Origin of the sequence: Brevundimonas sp. NPDC092305 (assembly GCF_044755415.1) — a bacterium.
Classification (GTDB): domain Bacteria; phylum Pseudomonadota; class Alphaproteobacteria; order Caulobacterales; family Caulobacteraceae; genus Brevundimonas.
Map to the genome: position 1 here is coordinate 1,683,391 of NZ_JBIVQY010000001.1, position 22,204 is coordinate 1,705,594.

A 22,204-nucleotide genomic window follows, 5' to 3' on the forward strand; every position below is an offset into this window, starting at 1 on the left:
CGGAGGATGGCGATGTCTCATCGAGCGATGGCGTGCGGCTGGGTTCTTGCCGCTGGACTGGCCCTGACGGCGTCGTCGGCGACCGCTGAGCCGGGCGCATGGATCACCAGCGGCGACCGCAGCCGACTGCTGGCCCCCGCGCCGCTGTCGTTTACCGCAGGTGGGCCCTCCTCGCAGGCCATCACCGTGGATCCGTCTCGCACCTATCAGGAAATGGTCGGTTTCGGCGCCTCCGTGACCGACGCTTCGGCCTGGCTGATCCAGACGAAGATGTCCGCCGCCCAACGGGACGCATTGATGCATGAACTGTTCGGGCGCGATGGCGACGGTTTGGGCTTCAGCTTCACCCGCGTCACCGTGGGCGCATCGGACTTCTCACTGGACCACTACAGCCTCGCCTATGCGCCCGACCCGTCGCTGGCGACCTTCTCGACCGAACGGATGGCCGAGTACGTCTTCCCCACCGTGCGGCAGGCGCTGGCGATCAACCCGGACCTGAAGGTCATGGCCTCGCCGTGGAGCGCGCCGGGCTGGATGAAGACGACCGGGAACATGATCCAGGGCCAGCTGAAGCCCGAGTTCTATCCGACCTACGCCGAGTATCTCCGGCGCTATATCGTCGAGGCTGGCGAACAGGGCGTGCCGACCGACTATCTGAGCATCCAGAACGAGCCAGACTTCGAACCCGACAGCTATCCCGGTATGCGCTGGGGACCGGAAGGACGCGCACGGTTCATCGGCCGAAACCTCGGCCCGCTCCTGCGAGACGCCGGTATCCGGACCCGCATCCTCGACTGGGACCACAACTGGGACAAGCCGGAGCAGCCGCTGGGCGTGCTCGCCGATCCGGTCGCGCGCCAGTTTGTCGCCGGAGTCGCATGGCATTGCTACGCCGGAGACGTGTCCGCCCAGACGCCGGTGCGAGAGGCGTATCCCGACAAGGACGTCTTCTTCACCGAATGCTCGGGCGGCGAGTGGGCCGCGGACTTCGCCGACAGCTTCACATGGACGATGCGCAGCCTGATTATCGGCTCGGTCGACAACTCGGCGCGCGGAGTCCTGATGTGGAATCTGGCGCTGGACGAATCCTACGGACCCCACGCGGGCGGCTGTAGCGACTGTCGGGGCGTCGTCACCATCAACAGCCGCACGGGCGAAGTGCAGCGAAATCAGGAATACTACGCCTTCGGGCACGCCAGCCGCTTCGTCCGCCCGGGCGCGCGACGCATCGAGTCGAAAGCCCCTGAAGGCCTTCACTCGGTCGCCTTCATCAACCCCGACGGCGAACGCGTGCTGATCGCCCTCAATGACGGCGCAGAGGCCAAGAGTTTCGACATCGGCGAGGGCGGCGGCCACGCCCGCGTCGAGCTGCCGCCGAAAAGCACCGCCACCTACGTCTGGCGGTCACAGGATGTGAACCGCGACAACTGAACTTACGGATTGTGTGTAAACGGCAAATCGGTTAGCCATTGGAAGCGCTTCCAATCGTGTCTCGGTTACGATGGGGTCGGAGCGTCCATAACGAATAAGGACGTGCGGTCGATGCGGCCCACGCCGGGGAAGCACAGGGGGCCACATGCGCAACGCAAACGCGGGCGTTTTCCAATCCATCACCAGCTCGCGCACGCGACTGGGCCTGACGGTGTCGGCCCTCGCGATGGCGGTCGCCGTGCCGGGCGCGGCGCTGGCGCAGGAGCCTGTGCCGCCGCAGGATGATCCTGACGCCGCCCAACTGGACGAGGTCATCGTCACCGGTCTTCGCCGGGGTCTGGCCGACTCGATCAGCGTCAAGCGCAATGAAACCTCGATCGTCGAGGCCGTCTCGGCTGAGGACATCGGCAAGCTGCCCGACGTCTCGATCGCCGAGTCGATCGCTCGCCTGCCCGGTCTGGCCGCCCAGCGCGTCAACGGCCGCGCCCAGGTCATCTCGATCCGGGGCCTTGCGCCCGACTTCACCACCACGCTTCTGAACGGGCGCCAGCAAGCCAGCTCCGGCGATAACCGCGCCGTCGAGTTCGACCAATATCCGTCGGAACTGCTGTCCGGCGTGGTCATCTACAAGACCCCCGACGCCGAGATCTCAGGCATGGGCCTGTCCGGCACCGCCGACCTGCGCACCGTGCGTCCGCTGACCTTCGGCAATCAGGCTATCGCCCTGAACCTGCGTGGCGAAGTGCTGGAAGACGGCGGCCTGAATGATGACATGCGCAGCTACGGCGGGCGCTTCTCGGTCAGCTATATCGACCAGTTCATGGACGACACCCTGGGCATCGCCATCGGCTACGCCCACCTCGACTCTCCGTCCCAGAACCGGCATTTCAAAGCCTACAGCTACGAGGACTTCTCGACCTCGCCGGCCGCGCCCCCGCCCGGCTTCTTCCTGAACGGGCAGGAGATATTCGCGACGTCCCGCCTGAACACCCGCGACGCGGTGATCGGCATTCTGGAATGGCGTCCGAACGAGGTCGTCCACTCCACGCTCGACGTCTACTATTCGAAGTTCAATCAGGAAGAGACGACGCGCGGCGCGCAGTGGTTCTCCAATCCCTACGCGGACAACGCGTTCTTCTCGAACACCACCTTCGAGGACCGCGGCGGCACCCCCTTCGCTTCAGCCGGCACGCAGAATCGGGTCGTGCCCATCATCCGGAACGACCACAACACCCGGGACGACGAGATTTTCTCGATTGGCCTGAACAACGAGTTCCAGCTGGACGAACGCGTCCGCTTCGTGGCGGACCTGTCGTATTCGAACAACCGCCGCGAGGAAGAGGTCATTGAGACCTATGCCGGCTATGGTCTGGGCATCGGCGGCGTCACTGGCGCCACGCCGGACGTGGGCCGGACCTTCGACAACATCACCTACGAACTGCGTGACGACGACTTCCCGACCTACGGCGAAGGCCTGAACTATGCTGACGCCTCACAGATGTCATTGGGTGACCGCGCGCCCTGGGGCGGCTGGGGCCATGACGGCGCGATCCGTTTCCCGGACGTCGAGGAAAGCATCTACGCGATCGACCTGAAGGGTGAAGTCACCTTCGAAGGCCCGATCCACACGGTCACCGGCGGCATCAACGTCACCGACCGCGACAAGACCAAACGGGTCAACGAATTCGATCTGATGCTCAAGAACGGGCGTCAGCAGGTTCGCGTCGCCGACGAGTATCTGGTCGACCCGACCTCGCTCGACTACGCCGGCTTCGGCGACGTGCTGAGCATCGACATTCCCCGGGCGCTGGACGTGTATTGGGATCAGACTCCCATCCTCGACCAGAATAACTTCGACAAGAACTGGGACATCTCCGAGCGGGTCGCGACCCTGTTCGCCAAGGCGGATTTCGAGTTCAGCCGCTTCCGCGGAAACTTCGGCTTCCAGGTCGTCAGTCAGCGTCAGGAGTCCAATGGTGTGGTTCTGACCGTGTCAGAGCCCGGGGTGCCGATCGTTCCAACGCCCATCGTTGTCAGCGAAAACTACGTCGACTTCCTGCCGAGCCTGAACCTGATCTACGACCTCGGCAGCGGCCATCGCTTGCGCTTTGCGGCGTCCAAGACGATGGCCCGTCCCCGAATGGATGACCTGCGCGCGAGCGTGGTTCCGGGCTTCAACACCTCGGTTTGCAACAACGGCTGTGCTCCGGGATCGACTGTCAATCCGTGGTCGGCGTCGGGCGGAAACACCCTGCTGGATCCGTGGCGCGCGAGCGCCTTCGACTTGGCCTATGAATGGTACGTCGACTCCACGACCTATTTCTCGGTCGCCGCCTTCTACAAGGACCTCGACAGCTACATCTACAACCGCACGGACACCTTTGACTTCACTGGAATTCCCCTTCCAACCACCACCGGCGTGCCTGCGGGTGTGATTATCAGCCCGATCGGCCAGATCACGACGCCGGCCAACGGTGATGGCGGCACGATCCAGGGCCTGGAAGTCAGCGGCGCGATCGACTTCGGCAACCTCTGGAGCCCGCTGGAAGGCTTCGGCGCCCTGGGCAGCATCTCGTTCACAGAGTCCGATCTCAACCCGGCCGACAACGGTCAGGAAGTCCGCATCCCGGGCCTCTCGGGTATGGTCTACAACATGACTGCCTATTACGAGCGCGGCGGTTTCCAGGCGCGGGTGTCCAAGCGTTTCCGCGAGGCCTTCAAGGGCGAAGTGGTCCAGTTGTTCACAAACCGTGGCTACACCGAGATTCTCGACGACGAGCAAATCGACGCGCAGATCGGCTACACCTTCGAAACGGGTCCGATGGAAGGGCTGGGCCTGCTTCTGCAGGTCAACAACCTGACCAACTCGCCGTATCGCACACGGGTCGGCCTCGACTCGGGCGGGGTGACGACCGCGGATGGCGCGGTGCTTCCCGAAACCTACGAGGAGTACGGTCGGCAGTTCCTGTTCGGGATCAACTACCGCTTCTGACGACGGCTTCGGCCCCGTCTCCAGCCTGACGACGGGCGTTCGCGCCCGTCGTTTCCTTTTGCCTTGTTAGCGAGTGATCGGATGACGCCTGTGAAAGCCAAGCTTGGTCTTGCCCTTCTTCTGCTGGCGGGATGCGCCTCCGCCCCGCTCGCGCCCGTCGCCGCGCCCTCGCCTACTGTCGCCGAAGCCGGCGCCTGGCCCCAGCGCACGGCGCGTCCGCTGGACGCCGCCATGGAGCGTCGCATCGCCGGGATCGTCGCGGGCATGTCGCTGGAGCAGAAGGTGGGTCAGATGACCCAGCCAGACATCCGCAACATCACGGCGCAGGAAGTCTCGCAATACCACATCGGCTCCGTCCTCAACGGCGGCGGCGCCTGGCCGAACAACAACAAGGCCGCCCCGGTGTCCGAATGGGCCGATCAGGCCGTCGCCTACACCCAGGCCCGCGTCGCCACCAACGGCGGCGTGGTTATCCCGGTCATCTGGGGCACGGACGCCGTGCACGGGCACAACAATGTCCGCGGCGCGACCCTGTTTCCGCACAACATCGGCCTTGGCGCCGCCAACGACCCCGACCTGATCCGCCGCATCGGCCGCGCGACGGCCCAGCAGGTCCGCGCCACCGGCATCACCTGGGTCTTCGCCCCCACCGTCGCCGTCGGACAGAACCGCCGCTGGGGCCGCAGTTATGAGAGCTATTCCAGCGATCCCGCGCTGGTGTCCCGCTATGCGACGGCCATGGTCGAAGGCCTGCAGGGCGACCTGCGCGGCGGAGACGACGTGGTCGCAACCGCCAAGCACTTCCTCGGCGACGGCGGCACCTTCAACGGCGTCGATCAGGGCGAGAACCGGGCGAACGAGGCCGACATGGCCCGCACCCACGCCGCCGGCTACTACGCCGCGCTGGACGCCGGCGTCGAAACGGTCATGGCCACCTACAACAGCTGGAACGATCAGTCCGAGGGCCGCGACTACGGCAAGCTGCACGGCAGCCGCGATGTCCTGACCGGCATCCTGCGCGACCGCATGGCCTTCGACGGCCTGCTGGTCTCCGACTGGAACGGCATCGAGCAGGTCGCCGGCTGCCGCAAGGATCACTGCCCGCAGGCCATCAACGCCGGCCTCGACCTGATCATGGTGCCCGAGGACTGGAAGGCCTTCATCACCAACACCGTCGCCGACGTGAACGAGGGCCGCATCCCCATGGCCCGCATCGACGAGGCCGTGACCCGCATCCTGCGCACCAAGATCCGCACCGGCCTGTTCGACCAGCCCGCGTCCGCCAGCCCCTTCAACGGCCGTCAGGACGCCGTCCAGTTCCGCGACCTGGCCCGCGAGGCCGTGCGCAAATCCGTGGTCCTGCTGAAGAACGAGAACGCTGCCCTGCCCCTTCGCGCTGGCGCGAAGGTGCTTGTCGTAGGCGCCAGCGCCGACAGCCTGTCCAATCAGTCCGGCGGCTGGTCCCTGACCTGGCAGGGCACGGAGAACACCAACGAGCAGTTCGGCGGCGGCTCGACCGTCCTCAGCGCCCTGCGGGAGACGCTGGGCGCCGACAACGTCGTCTTCTCGGTCGACGGCGCCGGCGTGGATCCCTCGCAGTTCTCGGCCGTGATCGCCGTCCTCGGCGAGACGCCCTACGCCGAATACAACGGCGACGTCCGCTTCCCGACCCCGGTCCAGCACAGCGTACAGCACCCCGCCGACCTCGCCGCCTTGCGGGCGGTCAGCGGCAAAGGCGCGCCCGTCATCACCGTGCTCTATTCAGGCCGTCCGTCCTACGCCAACGACCTGATCAACCTGTCCGACGCCTTCGTCGCCGGCTTCCTGCCCGGAACCGAGGGCGGGGCCGGTCTGGCCGATCTGCTGATAGGCGGACGCAACGACTTCACCGGCCGTCTGTCGTTCGTCTGGCCCGGCTCGGCCTGCTCGACCGGCGAGGGTGAGGGTCAGGTCATCCAGTTCCCGCGCGGCTATGGCCTCAGCTATCGCCAGTCGCGTCCCGTCGGACAGCTCCCCTTGCCCGCCACGCCCGCCACCTGCCAGAACTAGGCCCGCAAGGAGCCGGGCATGCGGCAGCTGAAGAAGATCCTGATCGTCGGCGGCGGCACGGCCGGCTGGATGGCGGCCGCCCTGCTGTCGAAACTGTTCGAGGGCCTCTACGAGATCACGCTGATCGAGTCCGAGGCTATCGGCATCATCGGCGTCGGCGAAGCGACCATCCCGGCGATCAAGAAATACAACAACCTGCTGGGGTTCGACGAAAACGACTTCATGCGGAAGACGCAGGGCAGCTTCAAACTGGGCATCCAGTTCGTTGACTGGCTGAAGCTGGGCGACAGCTACATCCACGGTTTCGGCGTCATAGGCCGCGAGCTGGGCTGGCTGCCGTGCCACCAGTACTGGCTGCAGGCCCAGGGCCGGGGCGCCGCGGCGGACTTTTCCGACTATTCGATCAACACCGCCGCCTGCCACGACAACAAATTCATGCGGGCCGACCCCAAGATGGTCGAGTCGCCGCTGGGCCATATCGGCCACGCCTTCCATTTCGACGCGGCCCTCTATTCGAAGTTCCTGCGGGGTCTGGCCGAGGCGAAAGGCGTCCGTCGGCGCGAGGGCAAGGTGGGCGACGTCTCGCTGCGCGCCGAGGACGGTTTCGTCGAGTCCGTCACGATGGAGGACGGGGAGGTCATCGATGCCGACCTGTTCATCGACTGCTCCGGCTTCCGCGGCCTGATCATCGAGCAGGCCCTGAAGACCGGTTACGAGGACTGGACCCACTGGCTGCCCTGCGATCGCGCAATGGCCGTGCCCTGCGCCCGGATTGAGCCCTTCACCCCCTACACCCGCGCCACCGCGCGGACGGCCGGCTGGCAGTGGCGCATCCCCCTGCAGCACCGCACCGGTAACGGCCACGTCTATTCCAGTCGCTTTATCGACGACGACGACGCCGAGCGGATCCTGCTGTCCAACCTCGACGGGGAGCAGCTGGCCGAGCCCAATCGCCTGCGCTTCGTGACAGGCAAGCGGAAGCAGGTCTGGAACCGCAACTGCGTTTCCCTCGGTCTGGCCTCGGGCTTCCTCGAGCCGCTGGAGTCGACCTCGATCCACCTGATCCAGTCCTGTCTGGTCCGGATGGTCCGCCTGCTGCCGGACGCCAGCTTCAACCCGGCCACCATCGCCGAATTCAATCGCCAGACCGACTTCGAATACGAGCGAATCCGCGACTTCATCATCCTGCACTACAAGGCGACCGAGCGGGACGACACGGAGTTCTGGCGTCACTGCCGCGACATGGAGGTCCCCGCCACCCTCCAGCGCAAGATGGATCTGTGGATGTCGAACGGCCGGGTCTTCCGCGAGGACGACGAGCTGTTCGCCGAGGAGAGCTGGATCCAGGTCTTAATCGGCCAAGGGATGATCCCGCGTGGCTACGACCCCCTCGTCGACATCAAGACCAATGGCGAGATCGACGAATTTCTCGGCAATGTCCGCAAGGTCGTCGGCAAGTGCGCCAGCCTGATGCCGGACCACGCCGCCTATGTGGCCAAGGTCTGCCCCGCCGTCTAACCGCGCCCCAGCCGGTCCAGCAGCATCCGCCGCATCTGCGCGATCGACTGTGCTGTCGGCGGCGAAAGCACGCCCCGGCTCTGCTCGGGCAGGTGCGCTCCCGGGTCGCCGTTGGTCTGGAAGACGTAGTGGTCGAACATCGCCTTCCACGCGCGCCGCTGGTCCGGCGGCAGCGTCCGCAGGCTCATCATCCCGTGCATCATCGCATCCCAGGGCGAGCCCGCGCCCGCCGACGCGGCGTCCCACCAGTAGTTCACCAGCACGTTGAACGGCTCCAGCGACTCCACATGGTGGTACCACTGGTACGGGATATAGATGGCGTCGCCCGGTTCGAGCTCGGCGGTCTGCGCGACCTCCATCGCCCGCGCGAACCGGGGAAACCGGTCCAGATCGGGATCGGTCAGGTGCACCATGCTGACCTGCACCCCGGCCGGCGTCTCATGGAACGGCCCCATGTACAGATCGCCTACCGCCTCAGGCGGAAACAGGGTGAAGCGCCGCCGGCCCGCTGCGACACAGGCGATGTTCTCCGACGGGTCATGATGGATCGCCACCTTGGCCGCGTTACCGATCCAGAGGCGGGGAATGATCGCCGGCGGAAGCACGGGCATCGGATTCTGCTCTGCGAACGCCGCCAGCCGTTCCGGCGCGGGCAGGCCCTGCAGCGCCAGCGCGTCCGGCCGCGACTTTCCGGCCTCCGTTTCCAGCTGATCCAGAAACTCCGCCAGTGTCCCGGTCTGCTGCCTGAAGTTCCGTCCCGCGGCTCCTTCGGCGTAGTGCAGCCGCCCCTCGACCTGAGCCGGCGCCCGCATGAACGGCACAGGCCCTTCGCCCGCCAGATCCTTCAGGTACTTCGCCCCCTGCCCTGCCCGCGCCGCCCGGACCATCGGCCAGTCCGCCGTCAGCCCGCGCATAACGGCCGGTTCTCCGGCCTTGCGGATGTCCTGAAAGCCCGCCGGGGCGACATCCCGCCATTCGTGTGTCGGCTGCATGGCGGAAGCGCTCCCAAAGTCACGTGGATGCGACGCCCGATCGGCTGTAACAAGGCCTTTCGCACGCGCCCGTGGCCGGGCCAGCGTACCAAGGCGGAGTGGAATGGAGCAACGTTCGATCCGGGTCGATCGCATCGGCCGCGAGGGCCAGCCGGTCGTCGTGATCGACGGCTTCGCGCCCGACCCCGCCCGCTTGGTCGAGGCGGCTGCGGCGGCCACCTTCCGGCCAATGGGCGAATACTATCCCGGCGTCCGCGCCCCGGCCCCGCCCGACTATTTCCACGGCATGGACCAGATGCTGGCAACGGTCGCCCGCGAGGTCTTCGGGGCCCATGACCGCCTGTCCGTCACCCGCGCCCTTTATTCCCTGACCACGACCCCGCCAGAAGCACTCGGTCTGGCGCAGCGCATTCCCCACATCGACGCCGTCGCCGAGGGCATGCTGGCCATCATCCACTATCTGTCGCCCGACGATCAGGGCGGCACGGCCTTCTACCGTCATCGATCCACGGGGTTCGAGACGATCGCCGCGAGCGATCACCATACCTATCTCGACACGCTCAAGGCGGACTTCCACCGACTGGGCGAGCCGCCGGCCGAATACATTTCCGGCGACACGCCGGTCTTCGAGCAAATCGCCCGCTACGACGGCGTCTTCAACCGCGCTCTCATCTATCGCAGCAGCTTGCTCCACTGCGCCCGCATTCCGAGAGATGCCGCACTGTATGACGATCCGGCCACTGGCCGGCTGACGGTGGCCAGCTTCCTCTCCGTCACCTGAACTCGTCGCGACAGCCTGTCGTCAGATATTGAGACCTTCACAGAGAAAAGTTCGCGCCTGTCCGACGGCACCGCCGCAGCGGCTCTAGCCCCGCGCGCCCAGCCTGCCCTGCTCGAAATTGACAATTTCGCTGGTCGTGTGCGTCGCGGGTTAATCGGCTGAGATTCCGCCAGCGCCAACCAGTCCGAGAGCACGATCGGCGGCATCGCGGCCCGCCAATAGGTGCACCGAGTTGGGTCCTGTAGACGCATGACCTCTCGGGAAAGATCGGGTGAGGGCAGTCCAATCCACAAGCTCTGCGTCCACCAGTTCGACCAGAATGCGGGATCCGCGCGCGACGGCTGACCGGACATTCTCCCGTCCGCCAAGCGCGGCGAGATCGCCCTGTCCGGCATTCGCCGTCGGCTTCGCCAGCAGCGCCTTGATTTCGTCCGCCACGCTGTCGGCCATCGGCCCGAGGATGACCTGCAGGTTTTCCGGCGAGGGCGAGATCACGCCTCGGGCTCCCAGTCGTTTCAGGGCGAGTTCGTCGACGTGTTGGCGATCTCCGATTACCAGGCGGAGACGCGTCGTGCAGGCGGCTACGGAGCGAAGATTGGCGGCTCCACCCAGCGCCGCGACGAACGCTGTTGCCCGGTCCGAGGCCGCGACAGCGACGGGAACGCCAGCAGCGTCCCCCGCCTCCGATGGGTCGGCTTCACGACCGGGGGTCTTGAGATTGAAGCGGACGATGAAGAAGCGGAACAGGCCGTAATAGATGGCGCCATAAACGAGCCCGACCGGCAGCAGCACCCACGGCCGGGCCGCCTGGCCATAGTTGATGATGTAGTCGAACAGGCCCGCCGAGAACGAAAAGCCGAGGTGCGAATCCAGCAGGCTCATGACCACCATCGCAACGCCGGTCAGGATCGCATGAATGGCGTAGAGAACCGGCGCCAGAAAGATGAAGGTGAACTCGATCGGCTCGGTGACGCCGGTGAGGAAGGCCGTGAGCGCGAGCGAGGCGAGCATCCCGCCCACCGCCTTGCGCCGTTCGGGCCGTGCGCTGCGATACATTGCGAGACACGCCGCCGGCAGTCCGAACATCATGACCGGGAAGAAGCCGCTCATGAATCCGCCCGCTGCCGGGTCGCCGGCGAAGAAGCGGTTCAGATCGCCTGTGGCGCCGCCGTAGTCTCCCACGATGAACCAGGCGACGTTGTTCAGGATGTGATGAAGCCCGGTGATGATCAGCAGGCGATTGAGAACGCCATAGACGAACAGGCCAAACTCCCCGGACCCGACAATGGCGCGGCTGAAGCTGTCGATCCCGTGGTTCAGGCCAGTGAAGCTCAGCCCGATCGCGAGCGCGAGCACCAGACCGGCGAAGCCCGACACGATCGGCACGAAGCGGCGACCGCTGAAGAAAGCCAGATACTCCGGCAGTTTGAAGGTCGAGAACCGGTTATAGAAATCGCCGGCGATGAGGCCCGAAAGAATGCCGATCGGCACGCCGAGCTTGGCGATGGCCGTGTCCTTGAACGCAGCCTCGGCAAGGCCCCACGATGCCTCCGCCACATCCGCCACCACGTCGGGCGGAACCGCGATCAGCGCCTTGGCCCCCTCCGAGGCGATCAGAAAACAGATCGCGCCCGCGAGACCGGCGGCGCCGTTGTTGTCCCGCGCGAACCCGACAGCCACGCCAATGGCGAAGATCAGTCCGAGGTTGGCGAAAACCGCCTGGCCGGCGGCCGCGACGAACGAGATGTCCAGCAGATCGGGCTGCCCCAGCCGCAGAAGAAGCCCCGCGACCGGCAGGACCGCGATCGGCAGCATAAGCGCCCGGCCGAGAGGCTGCAGGCTGGACAATCCGATCTTCATGCGACGGCTCCTGCAGGCTGGGTGGAGGTTCGGCTGTCTGCGGCCTCACGCGCGAGGCGGCGCACGGCGGTGGCGCTGTCGACCGCGAGCGCTGCGGACGCCAGCGCACGGCATTCGCCAAGGGTCATGGCGCCGACCGCTGCCTTGATGTCGGCGATCACAACCGGGGCGGCCGACAGCTCGGTGACGCCAAGGCCGACAAGCACAGGCGCCGCCAGCCGGTCGGACGCCAGCGCGCCGCACACGCCAATCGTCTGGAGGTCGCCGGCGCCCGCCACGGCGGCGGCGATCAGCCTCAGCACCGCGGGATGCAGCCCGTCCAGCTGCGCCGCCAGATGCGGGTTCTGGCGATCCATGGCGAGGGCGTACTGGGTCAGGTCATTGGTGCCGATCGAAATGAAATCGATGTGCGGGCGTAGCAGGTCCGTCGTCATCGCGGCCGCCGGCGTTTCGATCATCACGCCGAGACGCGGCGCGGGCCGACCGGTTGCGGTCGCTGCGTGGTCCAGCAGAACGCGGGCCTGACGAACCTCCTCGACCGAGGCGATCATCGGCAGCATGAGCGCGACAGACCCTGTGGAGCTCACGCGGCACGCCGCGCGCATCTGGGTCAGCAACAGCTCCGGATGACGAAGGCCCGACCGAACGCCCCGCAGGCCGAGGGCGGGGTTCTCCTCGTCGGGCAGGGGCATATAGGGCATCGGCTTGTCGCCGCCCGCATCGAGGGTGCGGATGATCAGGGGACGCCCGTCCAGATCGTCGGCTATGGCCTGATACTGCGCGAGTTGCTCGGCCTCATCCGGCGCGGTCGGGCGATCGAGGAACAGAAACTCGGTGCGCAACAGGCCGCACCCTTCAGCTCCGCCGTCGACCGCGCCCGCCGTTTCGGCGGCCGATCCGAGATTGGCGAACACCTCGATCCGGACGCCGTCCGCGGTTCGGCAAGGTTCAGCAGCGGCGGCTCGTGTCTCAGACCGACGCCGACGGTCCGCGGCGACGCGGCTTTCGGACATCGCCTGGGTCGCTGCCGACGGCCACGCCGTCAGCCGGAGCCCATCGGCGTCAAGAATAACGAGTGCGCCATCCACGACCCGATCGAGACCGCCCACCGCAACCAGCGCAGGGATTCCCATGGCGGCGGCCAGAATGGCCACGTGGGACGTAGGACCGCCTCGCGCCGTGCAGATGCCGGATGGCTTGAGCCCTTCGAGCGCGATCAGTTGCGAGGGCAGCAGATCATCGGCGATCAGAATGTCGCCCGGGCCGAGACGTGGCGCGGCGGCCTGCGCTTCACCTGCAAGCACCAGAAGCACCTGACGCTCAATGTCCAGCAGGTCGGCGGCCCTTTCAGCCATGCGGCTGTCCGGAAGCGCACGGAGGATCTCAGCTGTGGCGCTGCAGGCTGCACGCCAGGCGAAGCCCGCACTGCGGCCTTCGGCGATCGTCGCACGAGCCGCCGAGGTCAGTTCGGGGTCGCCCAGAAGGGCGAGATGGGCGGCGAGAACGCCTCGGCGTTCAGTTGATCCCGCGGCGGCGTCTTTCCTGAGCCGCGCCTCGACGGCTTTCAAGGCCGCGTCCAGCGCTGCCCCTTCCAAGGCCGCGCCCCGCCCGGCTTCCGCCACCTCGATCTCGGCCATCCCGAAACGGATCGCCTTTCCGATGGCCAGTCCCGGCGCGGCGCAAACGCCTGTAAAAATCAGCTCCCCCTCATCGGATTCTACAGGCGCCGAGAAGCCCGTAGACGGCAAGGCGACCGCGGGCGCCGCATCCCCCACCTCGCCCAGACCGTCGAGGATCAGCGCGGCGAGCGCATCGACCGCTTCGGCTGCGTCCACGCCAGCCGCAGTCAGGACCAGCTCGTCGCCCGTCTTCAAACCCAGAGTCATCATCGAGACCGGGCTCGCCGCGCTGGCGGTTCGCTCGCCGACGCTCAGGGTTACGCGCGAGGTCCACGCGGAGGCGGCGGCCGCCAGCCGGGCCGCGGGGCGGGCATGCAGGCCATGAGGCAGGCTGGACCGCACCGTACGGCTGACGACCGGGCCGGCGTCAGCTTGACCCACCCTGGCTTCTGACAGTTCGATCCGAAGCACCGGATCACCCGACGTCACGGACCGGTCCAGAACCTGTTCCGACAGACTCCAGCCTTCACCCGTGACGATCACCGGCGAGATAAGGCTGGAGGATCCCGCTGCGACCGTGTCGAGGTCGAAGGTCAGTAGCAGATCTCCCGCTCGAACGCGGTCGCCTTCAGACACATGGGCGACGAACCCGGCGCCCTTCAGCGCGACCGTTTCCAGACCCACGTGGATCAGAACCTCGATACCCAGATCGCTCCGGACGCTGACGGCGTGGCGTGACGCCGGCACGACCGTGATGATCCCGTCAAACGGCGCCCTCACCTCGCCCGCCGTGGGATCGATCGCCAGTCCGTCGCCGAGCATCCGTTGGGAGAAGACCGCGTCCGGAACCTCGTCGAGGGATGACGCCCAGCCGGTCATCGGCGCGAGAAGGGTCAGCGAAGCCATGTCAGTCGCCCTTACCCGGCGACAGCTCGACCCAGTCCAGCCCCCACATGGGATCGATCCCGTGTTGCGTGAACGTGAGGCACAGGTCGTGTCGTCCGGGCAGCTTCGGCAGCACGCCATCAAGGACAGTCACGCTGTCCGATCGCGCCGCGTCAGTGAGAGAGATCGCCAGCACAACCGGGCCTTCGCAACCGTCGGCGCGGACCTCCAGATCACCAACCGCGCCGGTCGCCGGGCGAACCTTCACCTTCTCGATGTCCGCCCCGATCTGGAAGTTGAAGGGAACCTGACCGACCGCGACCTTGACGCTCGCGCCATGGGTCAGATCCGCCTGCTGATAGATCCAGCAGGGATTCATGATGTCCATGGTGAAGCCCGCCCGCTCGCCCCCGATCGGCGCATCGTCGATCAACGTCAGGCCGATCGCATTGCTGCACAGCGTCATCTGGTGATCTTGCCGGCGCTGTCCGTCCGGGGGCGGGGGGGCGGCCACCGTATCCAGCGCGCTTTCGGCATAGTCGATGCCCAGCGTCCTGTAGCGGGCCAGCTGGGGGTCGAGCCGCCTGTTGAAGTCAGCGAATTGCTTCCGCTCCGGCGCCGACCAGGCCAGTTCGGCCAGAGCGGCGATCCGCGGGTAGGCCATGTACTCGACGCGGCCTTCGTCGATCATGTGTTCGGTGAAGATATTCCCCTGCACGCCGAGGACGTGTCCGGCCTGCTCCGGCGTCATCCCCGCCCATGGATCGAAGTCGTAGATGTCCTGCATCCGCGACATCGTCACCCGTCCGGGAGCGCCATCGTTCGGGCTCTGGCGATAGTCGAAATAGAAGGTCGGGCCCGGTGTCAGCACCGTGTCGTGCCCCAGTCGCGCCGCCTCTATCGCACCCTCGACGCCACGCCATGACATGACGGCGGCTGACCCCTCCAGGCCGCCCTCGAGGATTTCATCCCAACCGATCATCCGGCGTCCATGAGCGTTCAGATGCGCTTCCATCTGGCTCATGAACCAGCCCTGCATCTGCATCTCGTCGGTCAGACCGAGAGCGCGCATGTGGGCCTGAACGGAAGGCGACGCCTTCCATTGATCCTTGACCGCCTCGTCTCCTCCGAGATGGATGTACTGGCCAGGGAACAGGTCCATCACCTCATCCAGCACCGAGGTCAGGAAGGCGATCGTCTCGGGCCGGGTGTTGAACAGGGTGTGATAAACGCCCCAGTCGGAGGGCACGGCGGTGACCGCGCTGTTCGGCGCGTCCTGAACGCCCAGCTCCGGATAGGCCGCGACCGCCGCGCTTGCATGTCCCGGCACGTCGATCTCGGGAACGACGGTGATGCCAAGCGACGCAGCGTGGGCGACAATCTCGCGCACCTGCTCCTGCGTATAGAACCCGCCGTACAGACGGGGTTGGCCAGTCGCCGGGTCAAGGTCATTCCGCGCCGCAGTTCCCTCCGGGACCCGCCAGGCGCCGACTTCGGTCAGTCGCGGATGGGCGCGGATCTCCAGCCGCCAGGCCTGATCGTCGGTCAGGTGCCAGTGGAAGACGTTCAGCTTGTGCAGGGCCATCCAGTCGAGGAAGCCCTTGATGAACTCCGGCGACTGATAGTGCCGCGCGGAGTCCAGCATTACACCGCGCCAGGCGAACCGCGGCGCGTCGGCGATGCGAACGGCCTCGATAACAGCCGGCCCGCCCGATCCGGGCGTCGCCAGCTGCCACAGGGTGACGAGTCCATACTGCAAGCCCGCGTCGTCGCCGGCCGAAATGGTGACGCCGTCCGGCTCGACATCGAGCTCGTAAGATCCTGCCTCCGTCGCCGCACGACGTTGCAGGCGGACCTTTCCGTTCGCGGTTTCGGTGACCGTCAGGCGCAGGTCGCGGGTCCGGGCCATCAGGTCCACAAACCGGTCGGCGTGGGCGCGGGCGACGGCGTCTCCTGACGGGACCGAAATCCGGTCGCCGTCGCTGAGGACGAAGCTTCCCTGTCCCGATGAGATGGCGAGCGGTTGGGGAATGATGGCGGGGGCCGTCGCTTGGGATCGATCCTGGGCCGAAGCGCAACCCGCGCCGGCCAGAACCGCGAAACACAACAGGGCGACGAGGGCCTTTGGCATCATGGTCTTCCAGTCAGCGATCGTCAGACGCTCCGTCAGCAGACGAAGACTGTCCATGAGAAAAACGGGCGGGGAGCGAGGTTTCGCCACCCGCCCAGTCCGCTACCTCAGGAGATCAGTAGCGGTATCTGACGCCTGCGAAGAGCGCCCGGCCGTTGTCGTAGACCGCGCGTGGACGCACCGTGCTGCCGGCGAACTGATTGATCTCTTCGTCGAGTATGTTCTGCGCCTCGACGGTGATGGCGACCTGCGGGGTCATGTTCCACGCGAACGAGCCGTCCAGCGAGCCCATCTCTTCCTGGTTCAACTGCGTCGACCGGTCGAAGGTGACGAAGAACTCGGAGCGGTAGTTGTAGGCGAGACGGGCCGAGATCAGGTCGTTCTCGAAATAGACCGCAGCGTTGTACGAGTTCCGCGAGTTGCCCGGCAGAGGATCGCCGCTCTGGGTCTCCACGTCCGAGTAGGTGTAGTTGGCCTGGACGCCGAAGCCGTTCCACAGAGGCTTCTGCACGCCCAGTTCCAGCCCCTGAAGGCGAGCGCCGCCACCGTTGGACCGCCGGTTGATCGTGAACTGACAGTTGAACAGAACCGGATTGCCCGGCGCGACCTGCGTGCAGAGAGACAGGTTCGGCGTGGTCGTCTCGATGGCGAAGGTCTCGAGCGTCGGGGCGTCGGTGATGAAGCTCTCGATGTCCTTGTAATAATAGGCCGCCGAGAAGATCGCGCCGTTCTCCGGATAGTACTCCAGCGAGATGTCGTACTGGTTGGCGCGGTAGGGATCGATGTTGGGATTGCCGCCCACGCCGGTCAACGAGCCGGGGTTGAGGGAGGTGCGCGGCGCGACATCCGTGAAGTCGGGGCGCGCCATCACGCGGGCCGCCGCGAAGCGAAGAACGAGGTCCTCGGTCAGGTCGAACGCAAAGTTCGCGCTTGGCAGGACGTCTGTATAGCTGCGGCTGGCCGAAACCGGAGTGAAGGTCCCGAAGGCGTTGGAGACATTTTCGGGGAGCGACAGGACAGCGGTGCTGTATCCGGTCGAGGTCTGATCGGTTTCCACGATGCGGACGCCGAGGTTGCCGCGCCAGCCGTCCCCCTCGAACCGGCCCATCATGTAGCCGCCGAACACCTCTTCGCTGACCGAGAAGATCTCCGGATAGTTCGACACGCGCTCGCGTACCGTGGCGGGCAGGTTGTACAGGATGTCCTGCAGGGCTCCGCGGTCGACCTGCCAGAACTGGTCCAGCGTTCCCGCCTGCGCCACGTCGTCGAGGAAGTCACCGGGCGTCAGCCCCCCCGCGAAGTCGGCGGGGCCACAGGCGCCGCCGCCACAACCCGTCGCCGCCAGAGGCAGGAAGAAGCCGCCATAGGTCGTGGCCTGGAAGTCCGTCTCGCGGTTGTGGTCCGTGTATTTCAGACCGACCTTCACAGACCGCAAGGGCCCGAGATCCAGCTCATACTCACCGTTCAGATAGGCGTAGGTCTCGTTGTCGTCATTGGTCACCTCGTGAAGCGAGGCGAAGTCGAAGACCATGTCCGATGGGTCGGTCGGATCCAGATTCAGGAACTCGACCTGCGGCGTGCCTCCACGAAGATCATAGGTAAAGGCGGCGGGCGCGCCGAACTCCACGAACGGCTGGTTGGTCGTGTCGCCGCTGGCCTCGGTGTAACCGACCTTGAAGTCGACGGTCAGGCGGTCGCTCGGCGTGAACTTGCCGTCCAGCGCCAGGTTGCTGGTGGTCGCCTCGGCGTCACGGTCGATGGCGTCGAACACCGCGCCGCGGCCCCCGGGCGTGGACGTGATGGTGCCGGCCACGGCGGTACCGTCGACAACCGTGGTGTTGGTCAGCGTCCCCCCGCCGCCCAGGGCGTTGGAGCCCCAGGCAAGGAAGTTCTGGTTGAAGTTGTCCGCGCCGAAGTTGGAATAGAGGCCGGTCAGCGCCAGCTCGACCTGATCGTTCGGCCGCCACTGGATCGCGAAGTTCGCGCCCTGCCGGATCCGCTCCTGTTCGAACAGGGCGGAGCCGATCAGCGAAGGCGTCAGCAGTTCGCCCGCGCCCGGATCGCTGTCGAAATAGCCAAGCACCTCAACGGCGTCCCGACGGATGTTGCGCTTCTGATAGATGCCGGCGACCAGCACGCCGAACGTGCGATCCTCGTTGCGCCAGCTCACCAGCGCCGACGCGTTCGGGTCAATGTCGCCAGCGTTCTCGTTGTACGCGCCCTGAATTGAGCCGAAGGCTTCGAATGTTTTCAGGTCGAGCGGCAGCCGCGTCCGGGTGTCGACCGTGCCGCCGATGCCGCCCTCTTCCAGATCCGCCATCGGGCTCTTGTAGACCAGCGACTGGCCGATGATTTCGGACGGCAGCATCAGGAAGTTGAAGCTGCGCGTCGCGGACAGCTGTTCAAGGATGAACCAGTCGGCGGTCGCCAGTCCATGGCCGTCGATCAGGGTCCGGGTCAGATTGGGCGAGGTGCCGCGAATGGAGACGCGCTCCCCCTCCCCGAACTCGCGATTGATGACGACGCCCGGCACGCGCTGCAGCGCCTCCGCGACGTTCTTGTCCGGGAACTTGCCGACATCCTCGGCGGTGATGACGTCAACGACAGCATCGGCGTTGCGCTTGGTGCTGATGGATTGTTCGATCGAGGCGCGAATGCCGGTGACGACGACTTCGTCCACCTCCGCGACCTGGCCGTCCTGGGCCATGGCTGCTCCGGCCGACAGCGCGAGGGCGCTGACCGTGCCGATCATCAAGGTACGACCTTTACGCATGACCTGTCCCTCCGAGACGCCGTCCGCTCCCCAGCGGATCAGCAATGCCAATAGAAGACCACTAAAGACCTTCAGAATGTTCTCGACCTCCCCAATGGCGGCCGCGAAACAGAAGTTGTCATCGAAACATCGTCAGTGACAAGCCCAAATATGACAATTGGACCTGTTAAATTTGATATTGGTTCTTGATTGGTTTGGTCAGATGGGTTGTGATGCGGTCGTCGATAGGCGATGCATGCGTATCGATCGGGGAGCCCATGTCATTCTCTGAACTGATTGGAACGCTGGATGCGCGACGCCCTGCCCCGCTGTATCAACAGCTGCAACAGGCCGTGCGCGAAGCGATAGAGCGCAAGACCCTCAAGGCTGATGAGGCGCTCCCGGCCGAGCGCGATCTCGCCGCCGAGCTTTCCGTCTCCCGGATCACGGTTCGCAAGGCGTTCGACGGTCTCGTCGCCGAAGGACTGCTGTCGCGGCGTCAGGGCGCCGGCACCTTTGTCGCCGTCCGGGTCGAGAAAAGCTTCTCAAGACTGACCTCGTTCAGCGAGGACATGGCGGCCCGCGGTCGGAAGGCGACCAGCTCGTGGCTGAACCGTACAGAGGGCGCCGTAACCCCCGAGGAATCGCTGACCCTCGGCCTCAGCCCCGGGTCGGCGGTCTATCGGTATCATCGGATCCGCTACGCCGACGGCATGCCGATGGCGCTGGAATATTCGACCGTGCCCGCGTCATGCCTGCCTTCGGTAGAGGCCGTGGACCTGTCGCTCTACTCCGCCCTCGACAGCCATGGGCAACGTCCGGTGCGCGCGCTCCAGCGCCTGCGGGCGATCCTCTTCACGACGGAGCAGGCTGAACTGCTCGGCGTGGCGCCGGGCGCGGCCGGGCTGCTGATCGAACGACGCGCCTTTTCCCGCACGGGACAGGCCGTCGAGGTCACCCAGTCCTTCTACCGCGGAGACGCCTATGATTTCGTCGCAGAACTCAATGACGGCCCCGGCTGATGCGCGCGCAGGACACCCTTATGTTCCAGGAGGCGGCCGCTGCAAGTCACGTGGTCGATGAGTTGCTACGACGCAACCGCTCGCTGGCGGTCGATCTGGGCGCCCGACTGCGCGCCATGGAGCCCCGGGGAGTCGTTTTGTGCGGCCGCGGCAGTTCCGATCACGCCGGCCTCTATGCCCGCTACCTGATCGAAACGGGGACGGGACTGATGACCAGCGCCGCCGCCCCCTCGATCGCCTCGATCTACGCCGGAAAGCCGCAGCTCCGGAACACGGTGTGCATCACAATCTCCCAGTCCGGACAGAGCCCCGACCTCCTCGCCGCCGTCGGCGCCGCCAGACAGGGTGGAGCTTTCGTCATCGCACTGGTCAATGTCGAGACTTCGCCGCTTGCCGATCTGGCCGACGTCGTCCTGCCGCTTCATGCAGGCCCCGAGAATTCCGTGGCGGCGACCAAGACCTTCATCGCCAGCCTTGCGGCCGTCGCTCAACTGACGGCGTGCTGGGTCCGGGACGACGCCTTGACGGACGCACTCGACGCCCTGCCCGCCCGGTTGGAAACCGCGAGCCGACTGGACTGGTCTGCAGCCCGGGACACCCTGACCCGTGCCTCAAACCTCTATGTGGTCGGGCGTGGACCGGGGCTTGGCGTCGCCAGCGAGGCGGCCCTCAAGCTCAAGGAAACGGCGGGATTGCACGCCGAGGCCTTCAGCGCGGCCGAGGTTCGCCACGGACCCATGGCCCTCGTCAAGCGAGGCTTCCCGGTGCTGGTCCTTCCCCAGGACGACGAAAGTCGTGACGATACGCTCGCCCTCGCCGCCGAGTTCGCCGCGCGCGGCGCGCAGGTCATGCTGGCGGGCGAAACCGCCGCCCCCGGGGGCATCAGCCTTCCGACCGTGAAGGCTCACCCGGCGATCCAGCCCATTCTCATGATCCAGAGTTTCTACCGACTGGCGGCGGAGGTTGCGGTTGCGCGAGGCTATGATCCGGACCGGCCTCCCTACCTCAACAAGGTGACGGAGACCGTCTGATGACGACGACCTTCACCAACGGGCGCATCCTCATCGACGGCGCCTTTGACGAGGGCGCATCGGTCACGATCGATGGACCTCGCATCGTGCGCGTCGGGCCGTCTTCGGGCGCCCCCGACGGCGAACGCATCGAGCTGAACGGCGCCATTCTCGTCCCCGGCTTCATCGACACGCAGGTCAATGGCGGCGGAGGGGTGTTGTTCAATGAATGCCCCACGGTCGACTGCATCGACGCCATCGGCCGTGCGCACCGGACGTTCGGAACCACCGGCTTCCTGCCGACCCTGATCAGCGACGATCTTGCGGTGATCGATACGGCGATCACCGCGGTCGAGGACGCTATCGCCGGAGGCGTCCCGGGAGTTCTCGGCCTTCATATCGAGGGCCCTTATCTGAATGCGTCCCGCAAAGGCGTGCACGACGCCTCGAAGTTTCGCACCCTTGATGCGGACGCCATCGCCCGTCTGACCCGATTGAAGGGCGGCCGCACCCTCGTCACCCTGGCGCCGGAGATGACGACAACGGACATGATCGGACGACTTGTCGCCGCGGGCGCCGTCGTGGCGGCGGGGCATACGGACGCCGACTACCTCCAGACCCGCTCTGCCATCGAGGCGGGCATGACGGGCTTCACTCATCTGTTCAACGCCATGTCGCCGTTGACGAGCCGGGCGCCGGGCGCGGTCGGGGCGGCGCTGGAAGACATCAACAGCTGGTGCGGCCTGATCGTCGACGGCCACCACGTTCATCCGACTGTCCTGAAGCTCGCCCTGCGCTGTCGACCGCTGAACCGGTTCATGCTGGTCACGGACGCCATGCCGAGCGTGGGCTCGACCGAGGATCACTTCTACCTGCAGGGTCGACGCATTGATGTGCGCGACGGGATCTGCCGGGACGCGGACGGCGTCCTCGCCGGCTCCGACCTCGATATGGCCAGCGCCGTCCGCAATGCCCGGGGCCAGCTCGGCCTCCCCCTCGAGGACGCCGTCGCCATGGCGTCGACCTGGCCTGCGGAATTCCTCGGCATGATGGATCACGGACGGATCGCGGAAGGCTGCGTCGCCAGCCTGCTCGTCATTGACGATGACCTGCGGATCCTCGGATCCTGGATCAATGGGCGATCAGACGCCTGAGTTCTGTG

General features: G+C 66.1%; 13 protein-coding genes. 8 read left to right on the forward strand and 5 right to left on the reverse strand.

Features of this window, described 5'->3' with window-relative positions; genetic code table 11:
* Window positions 1–12: 12 nt before the first annotated feature.
* The 4 genes from ACIQC9_RS08410 (at window position 13) to ACIQC9_RS08425 (ending at window position 7,990) form a co-directional block, all read left to right on the forward strand.
* Window positions 13–1,431 carry a glycoside hydrolase family 30 beta sandwich domain-containing protein gene (locus tag ACIQC9_RS08410; protein WP_400614377.1) on the forward strand — a complete coding sequence of 473 codons (1,419 nt, stop codon included), beginning with the start codon at window positions 13–15 and terminating at the stop codon, window positions 1,429–1,431.
* Window positions 1,432–1,576: 145 nt separating this feature from the next.
* The gene (locus tag ACIQC9_RS08415; protein WP_400614380.1) at window positions 1,577–4,423 is read left to right on the forward strand and encodes a TonB-dependent receptor; all 2,847 of its coding nucleotides are present in this window, start codon (window positions 1,577–1,579) and stop codon (window positions 4,421–4,423) included.
* Window positions 4,424–4,504: 81 nt separating this feature from the next.
* On the forward strand, window positions 4,505–6,472 hold the full coding sequence (locus tag ACIQC9_RS08420) for a glycoside hydrolase family 3 protein (RefSeq protein ID WP_400614382.1): 1,968 nt from the start codon (window positions 4,505–4,507) through the stop codon (window positions 6,470–6,472).
* A gap of 18 nt (window positions 6,473–6,490) precedes the next feature.
* Complete coding sequence (locus ACIQC9_RS08425) at window positions 6,491–7,990, forward strand: tryptophan halogenase family protein (RefSeq protein ID WP_400614385.1); 1,500 nt, start codon at window positions 6,491–6,493, stop codon at window positions 7,988–7,990.
* Here the strand turns inward: ACIQC9_RS08425 and ACIQC9_RS08430 are convergent.
* Window positions 7,987–8,982 (reverse strand): cupin-like domain-containing protein, encoded by a 996-nt coding sequence (locus tag ACIQC9_RS08430; RefSeq protein WP_400614387.1) that lies wholly within the window; start codon window positions 8,980–8,982, stop codon window positions 7,987–7,989. The genes ACIQC9_RS08425 and ACIQC9_RS08430 overlap by 4 nt on opposite strands.
* 103 nt (window positions 8,983–9,085) lie before the next feature.
* Between ACIQC9_RS08430 and ACIQC9_RS08435 the strand changes: the two genes are divergently transcribed.
* A complete protein-coding gene (locus ACIQC9_RS08435; RefSeq protein ID WP_400614390.1) occupies window positions 9,086–9,763 on the forward strand; it encodes a DUF6445 family protein in 678 nt (225 codons plus the stop codon).
* Window positions 9,764–9,913: 150 nt separating this feature from the next.
* Here the strand turns inward: ACIQC9_RS08435 and nagE are convergent, their stop codons facing one another.
* Genes nagE through ACIQC9_RS08455 form a run of 4 tightly spaced genes read right to left on the reverse strand, consistent with a single transcriptional unit; the run spans window position 9,914 to window position 19,031 of the window.
* Window positions 9,914–11,623 (reverse strand): N-acetylglucosamine-specific PTS transporter subunit IIBC, encoded by a 1,710-nt coding sequence (gene nagE / locus ACIQC9_RS08440; RefSeq protein ID WP_400614392.1) that lies wholly within the window; start codon window positions 11,621–11,623, stop codon window positions 9,914–9,916.
* Window positions 11,620–14,148 (reverse strand): phosphoenolpyruvate--protein phosphotransferase, encoded by a 2,529-nt coding sequence (gene ptsP / locus ACIQC9_RS08445; protein ID WP_400614395.1) that lies wholly within the window; start codon window positions 14,146–14,148, stop codon window positions 11,620–11,622. The genes nagE and ptsP overlap by 4 nt, the downstream gene beginning before the upstream one ends.
* A 1-nt stretch (window position 14,149) precedes the next feature.
* A complete protein-coding gene (locus ACIQC9_RS08450; RefSeq protein WP_400614397.1) occupies window positions 14,150–16,315 on the reverse strand; it encodes a family 20 glycosylhydrolase in 2,166 nt (721 codons plus the stop codon).
* Between the two features lie 58 nt (window positions 16,316–16,373).
* Window positions 16,374–19,031, reverse strand: a complete 2,658-nt coding sequence (locus tag ACIQC9_RS08455; protein ID WP_400614400.1) for a TonB-dependent receptor — start codon at window positions 19,029–19,031, stop codon at window positions 16,374–16,376.
* 257 nt (window positions 19,032–19,288) lie between these two features.
* On the opposite strand from ACIQC9_RS08455, the gene ACIQC9_RS08460 reads away from it, so the two are divergent.
* The 3 genes from ACIQC9_RS08460 to nagA are packed head-to-tail and all read left to right on the forward strand — an operon-like array spanning window position 19,289 to window position 22,196.
* On the forward strand, window positions 19,289–20,032 hold the full coding sequence (locus ACIQC9_RS08460; RefSeq protein WP_400614403.1) for a GntR family transcriptional regulator: 744 nt from the start codon (window positions 19,289–19,291) through the stop codon (window positions 20,030–20,032).
* 20 nt (window positions 20,033–20,052) lie between these two features.
* Window positions 20,053–21,063 (forward strand): SIS domain-containing protein, encoded by a 1,011-nt coding sequence (locus ACIQC9_RS08465; RefSeq protein ID WP_400614406.1) that lies wholly within the window; start codon window positions 20,053–20,055, stop codon window positions 21,061–21,063.
* On the forward strand, window positions 21,063–22,196 hold the full coding sequence (gene nagA / locus ACIQC9_RS08470) for an N-acetylglucosamine-6-phosphate deacetylase (RefSeq protein WP_400614408.1): 1,134 nt from the start codon (window positions 21,063–21,065) through the stop codon (window positions 22,194–22,196). Before ACIQC9_RS08465 ends, nagA begins: the two co-directional genes overlap by 1 nt.
* The last annotated feature ends 8 nt before the right edge of the window (window positions 22,197–22,204 follow it).

Excerpts from the sequence above, each read along its gene's own strand:
- ACIQC9_RS08420 (WP_400614382.1), top strand. The coding sequence starts at position 4,505 with ATGACGCCTGTGAAAGCCAAGCTTGGTCTTGCCCTTCTTCTGCTGGCG.
- ACIQC9_RS08455 (WP_400614400.1), bottom strand. The coding sequence starts at position 19,031 with ATGCGTAAAGGTCGTACCTTGATGATCGGCACGGTCAGCGCCCTCGCG.
- ACIQC9_RS08460 (WP_400614403.1), top strand. The coding sequence starts at position 19,289 with ATGTCATTCTCTGAACTGATTGGAACGCTGGATGCGCGACGCCCTGCC.
- nagE (WP_400614392.1), bottom strand. The coding sequence starts at position 11,623 with ATGAAGATCGGATTGTCCAGCCTGCAGCCTCTCGGCCGGGCGCTTATG.
- ACIQC9_RS08430 (WP_400614387.1), bottom strand. The coding sequence starts at position 8,982 with ATGCAGCCGACACACGAATGGCGGGATGTCGCCCCGGCGGGCTTTCAG.
- ACIQC9_RS08410 (WP_400614377.1), top strand. The coding sequence starts at position 13 with ATGTCTCATCGAGCGATGGCGTGCGGCTGGGTTCTTGCCGCTGGACTG.
- ACIQC9_RS08450 (WP_400614397.1), bottom strand. The coding sequence starts at position 16,315 with ATGGACAGTCTTCGTCTGCTGACGGAGCGTCTGACGATCGCTGACTGG.
- ptsP (WP_400614395.1), bottom strand. The coding sequence starts at position 14,148 with ATGGCTTCGCTGACCCTTCTCGCGCCGATGACCGGCTGGGCGTCATCC.
- nagA (WP_400614408.1), top strand. The coding sequence starts at position 21,063 with ATGACGACGACCTTCACCAACGGGCGCATCCTCATCGACGGCGCCTTT.
- ACIQC9_RS08435 (WP_400614390.1), top strand. The coding sequence starts at position 9,086 with ATGGAGCAACGTTCGATCCGGGTCGATCGCATCGGCCGCGAGGGCCAG.
- ACIQC9_RS08415 (WP_400614380.1), top strand. The coding sequence starts at position 1,577 with ATGCGCAACGCAAACGCGGGCGTTTTCCAATCCATCACCAGCTCGCGC.
- ACIQC9_RS08465 (WP_400614406.1), top strand. The coding sequence starts at position 20,053 with ATGTTCCAGGAGGCGGCCGCTGCAAGTCACGTGGTCGATGAGTTGCTA.
- ACIQC9_RS08425 (WP_400614385.1), top strand. The coding sequence starts at position 6,491 with ATGCGGCAGCTGAAGAAGATCCTGATCGTCGGCGGCGGCACGGCCGGC.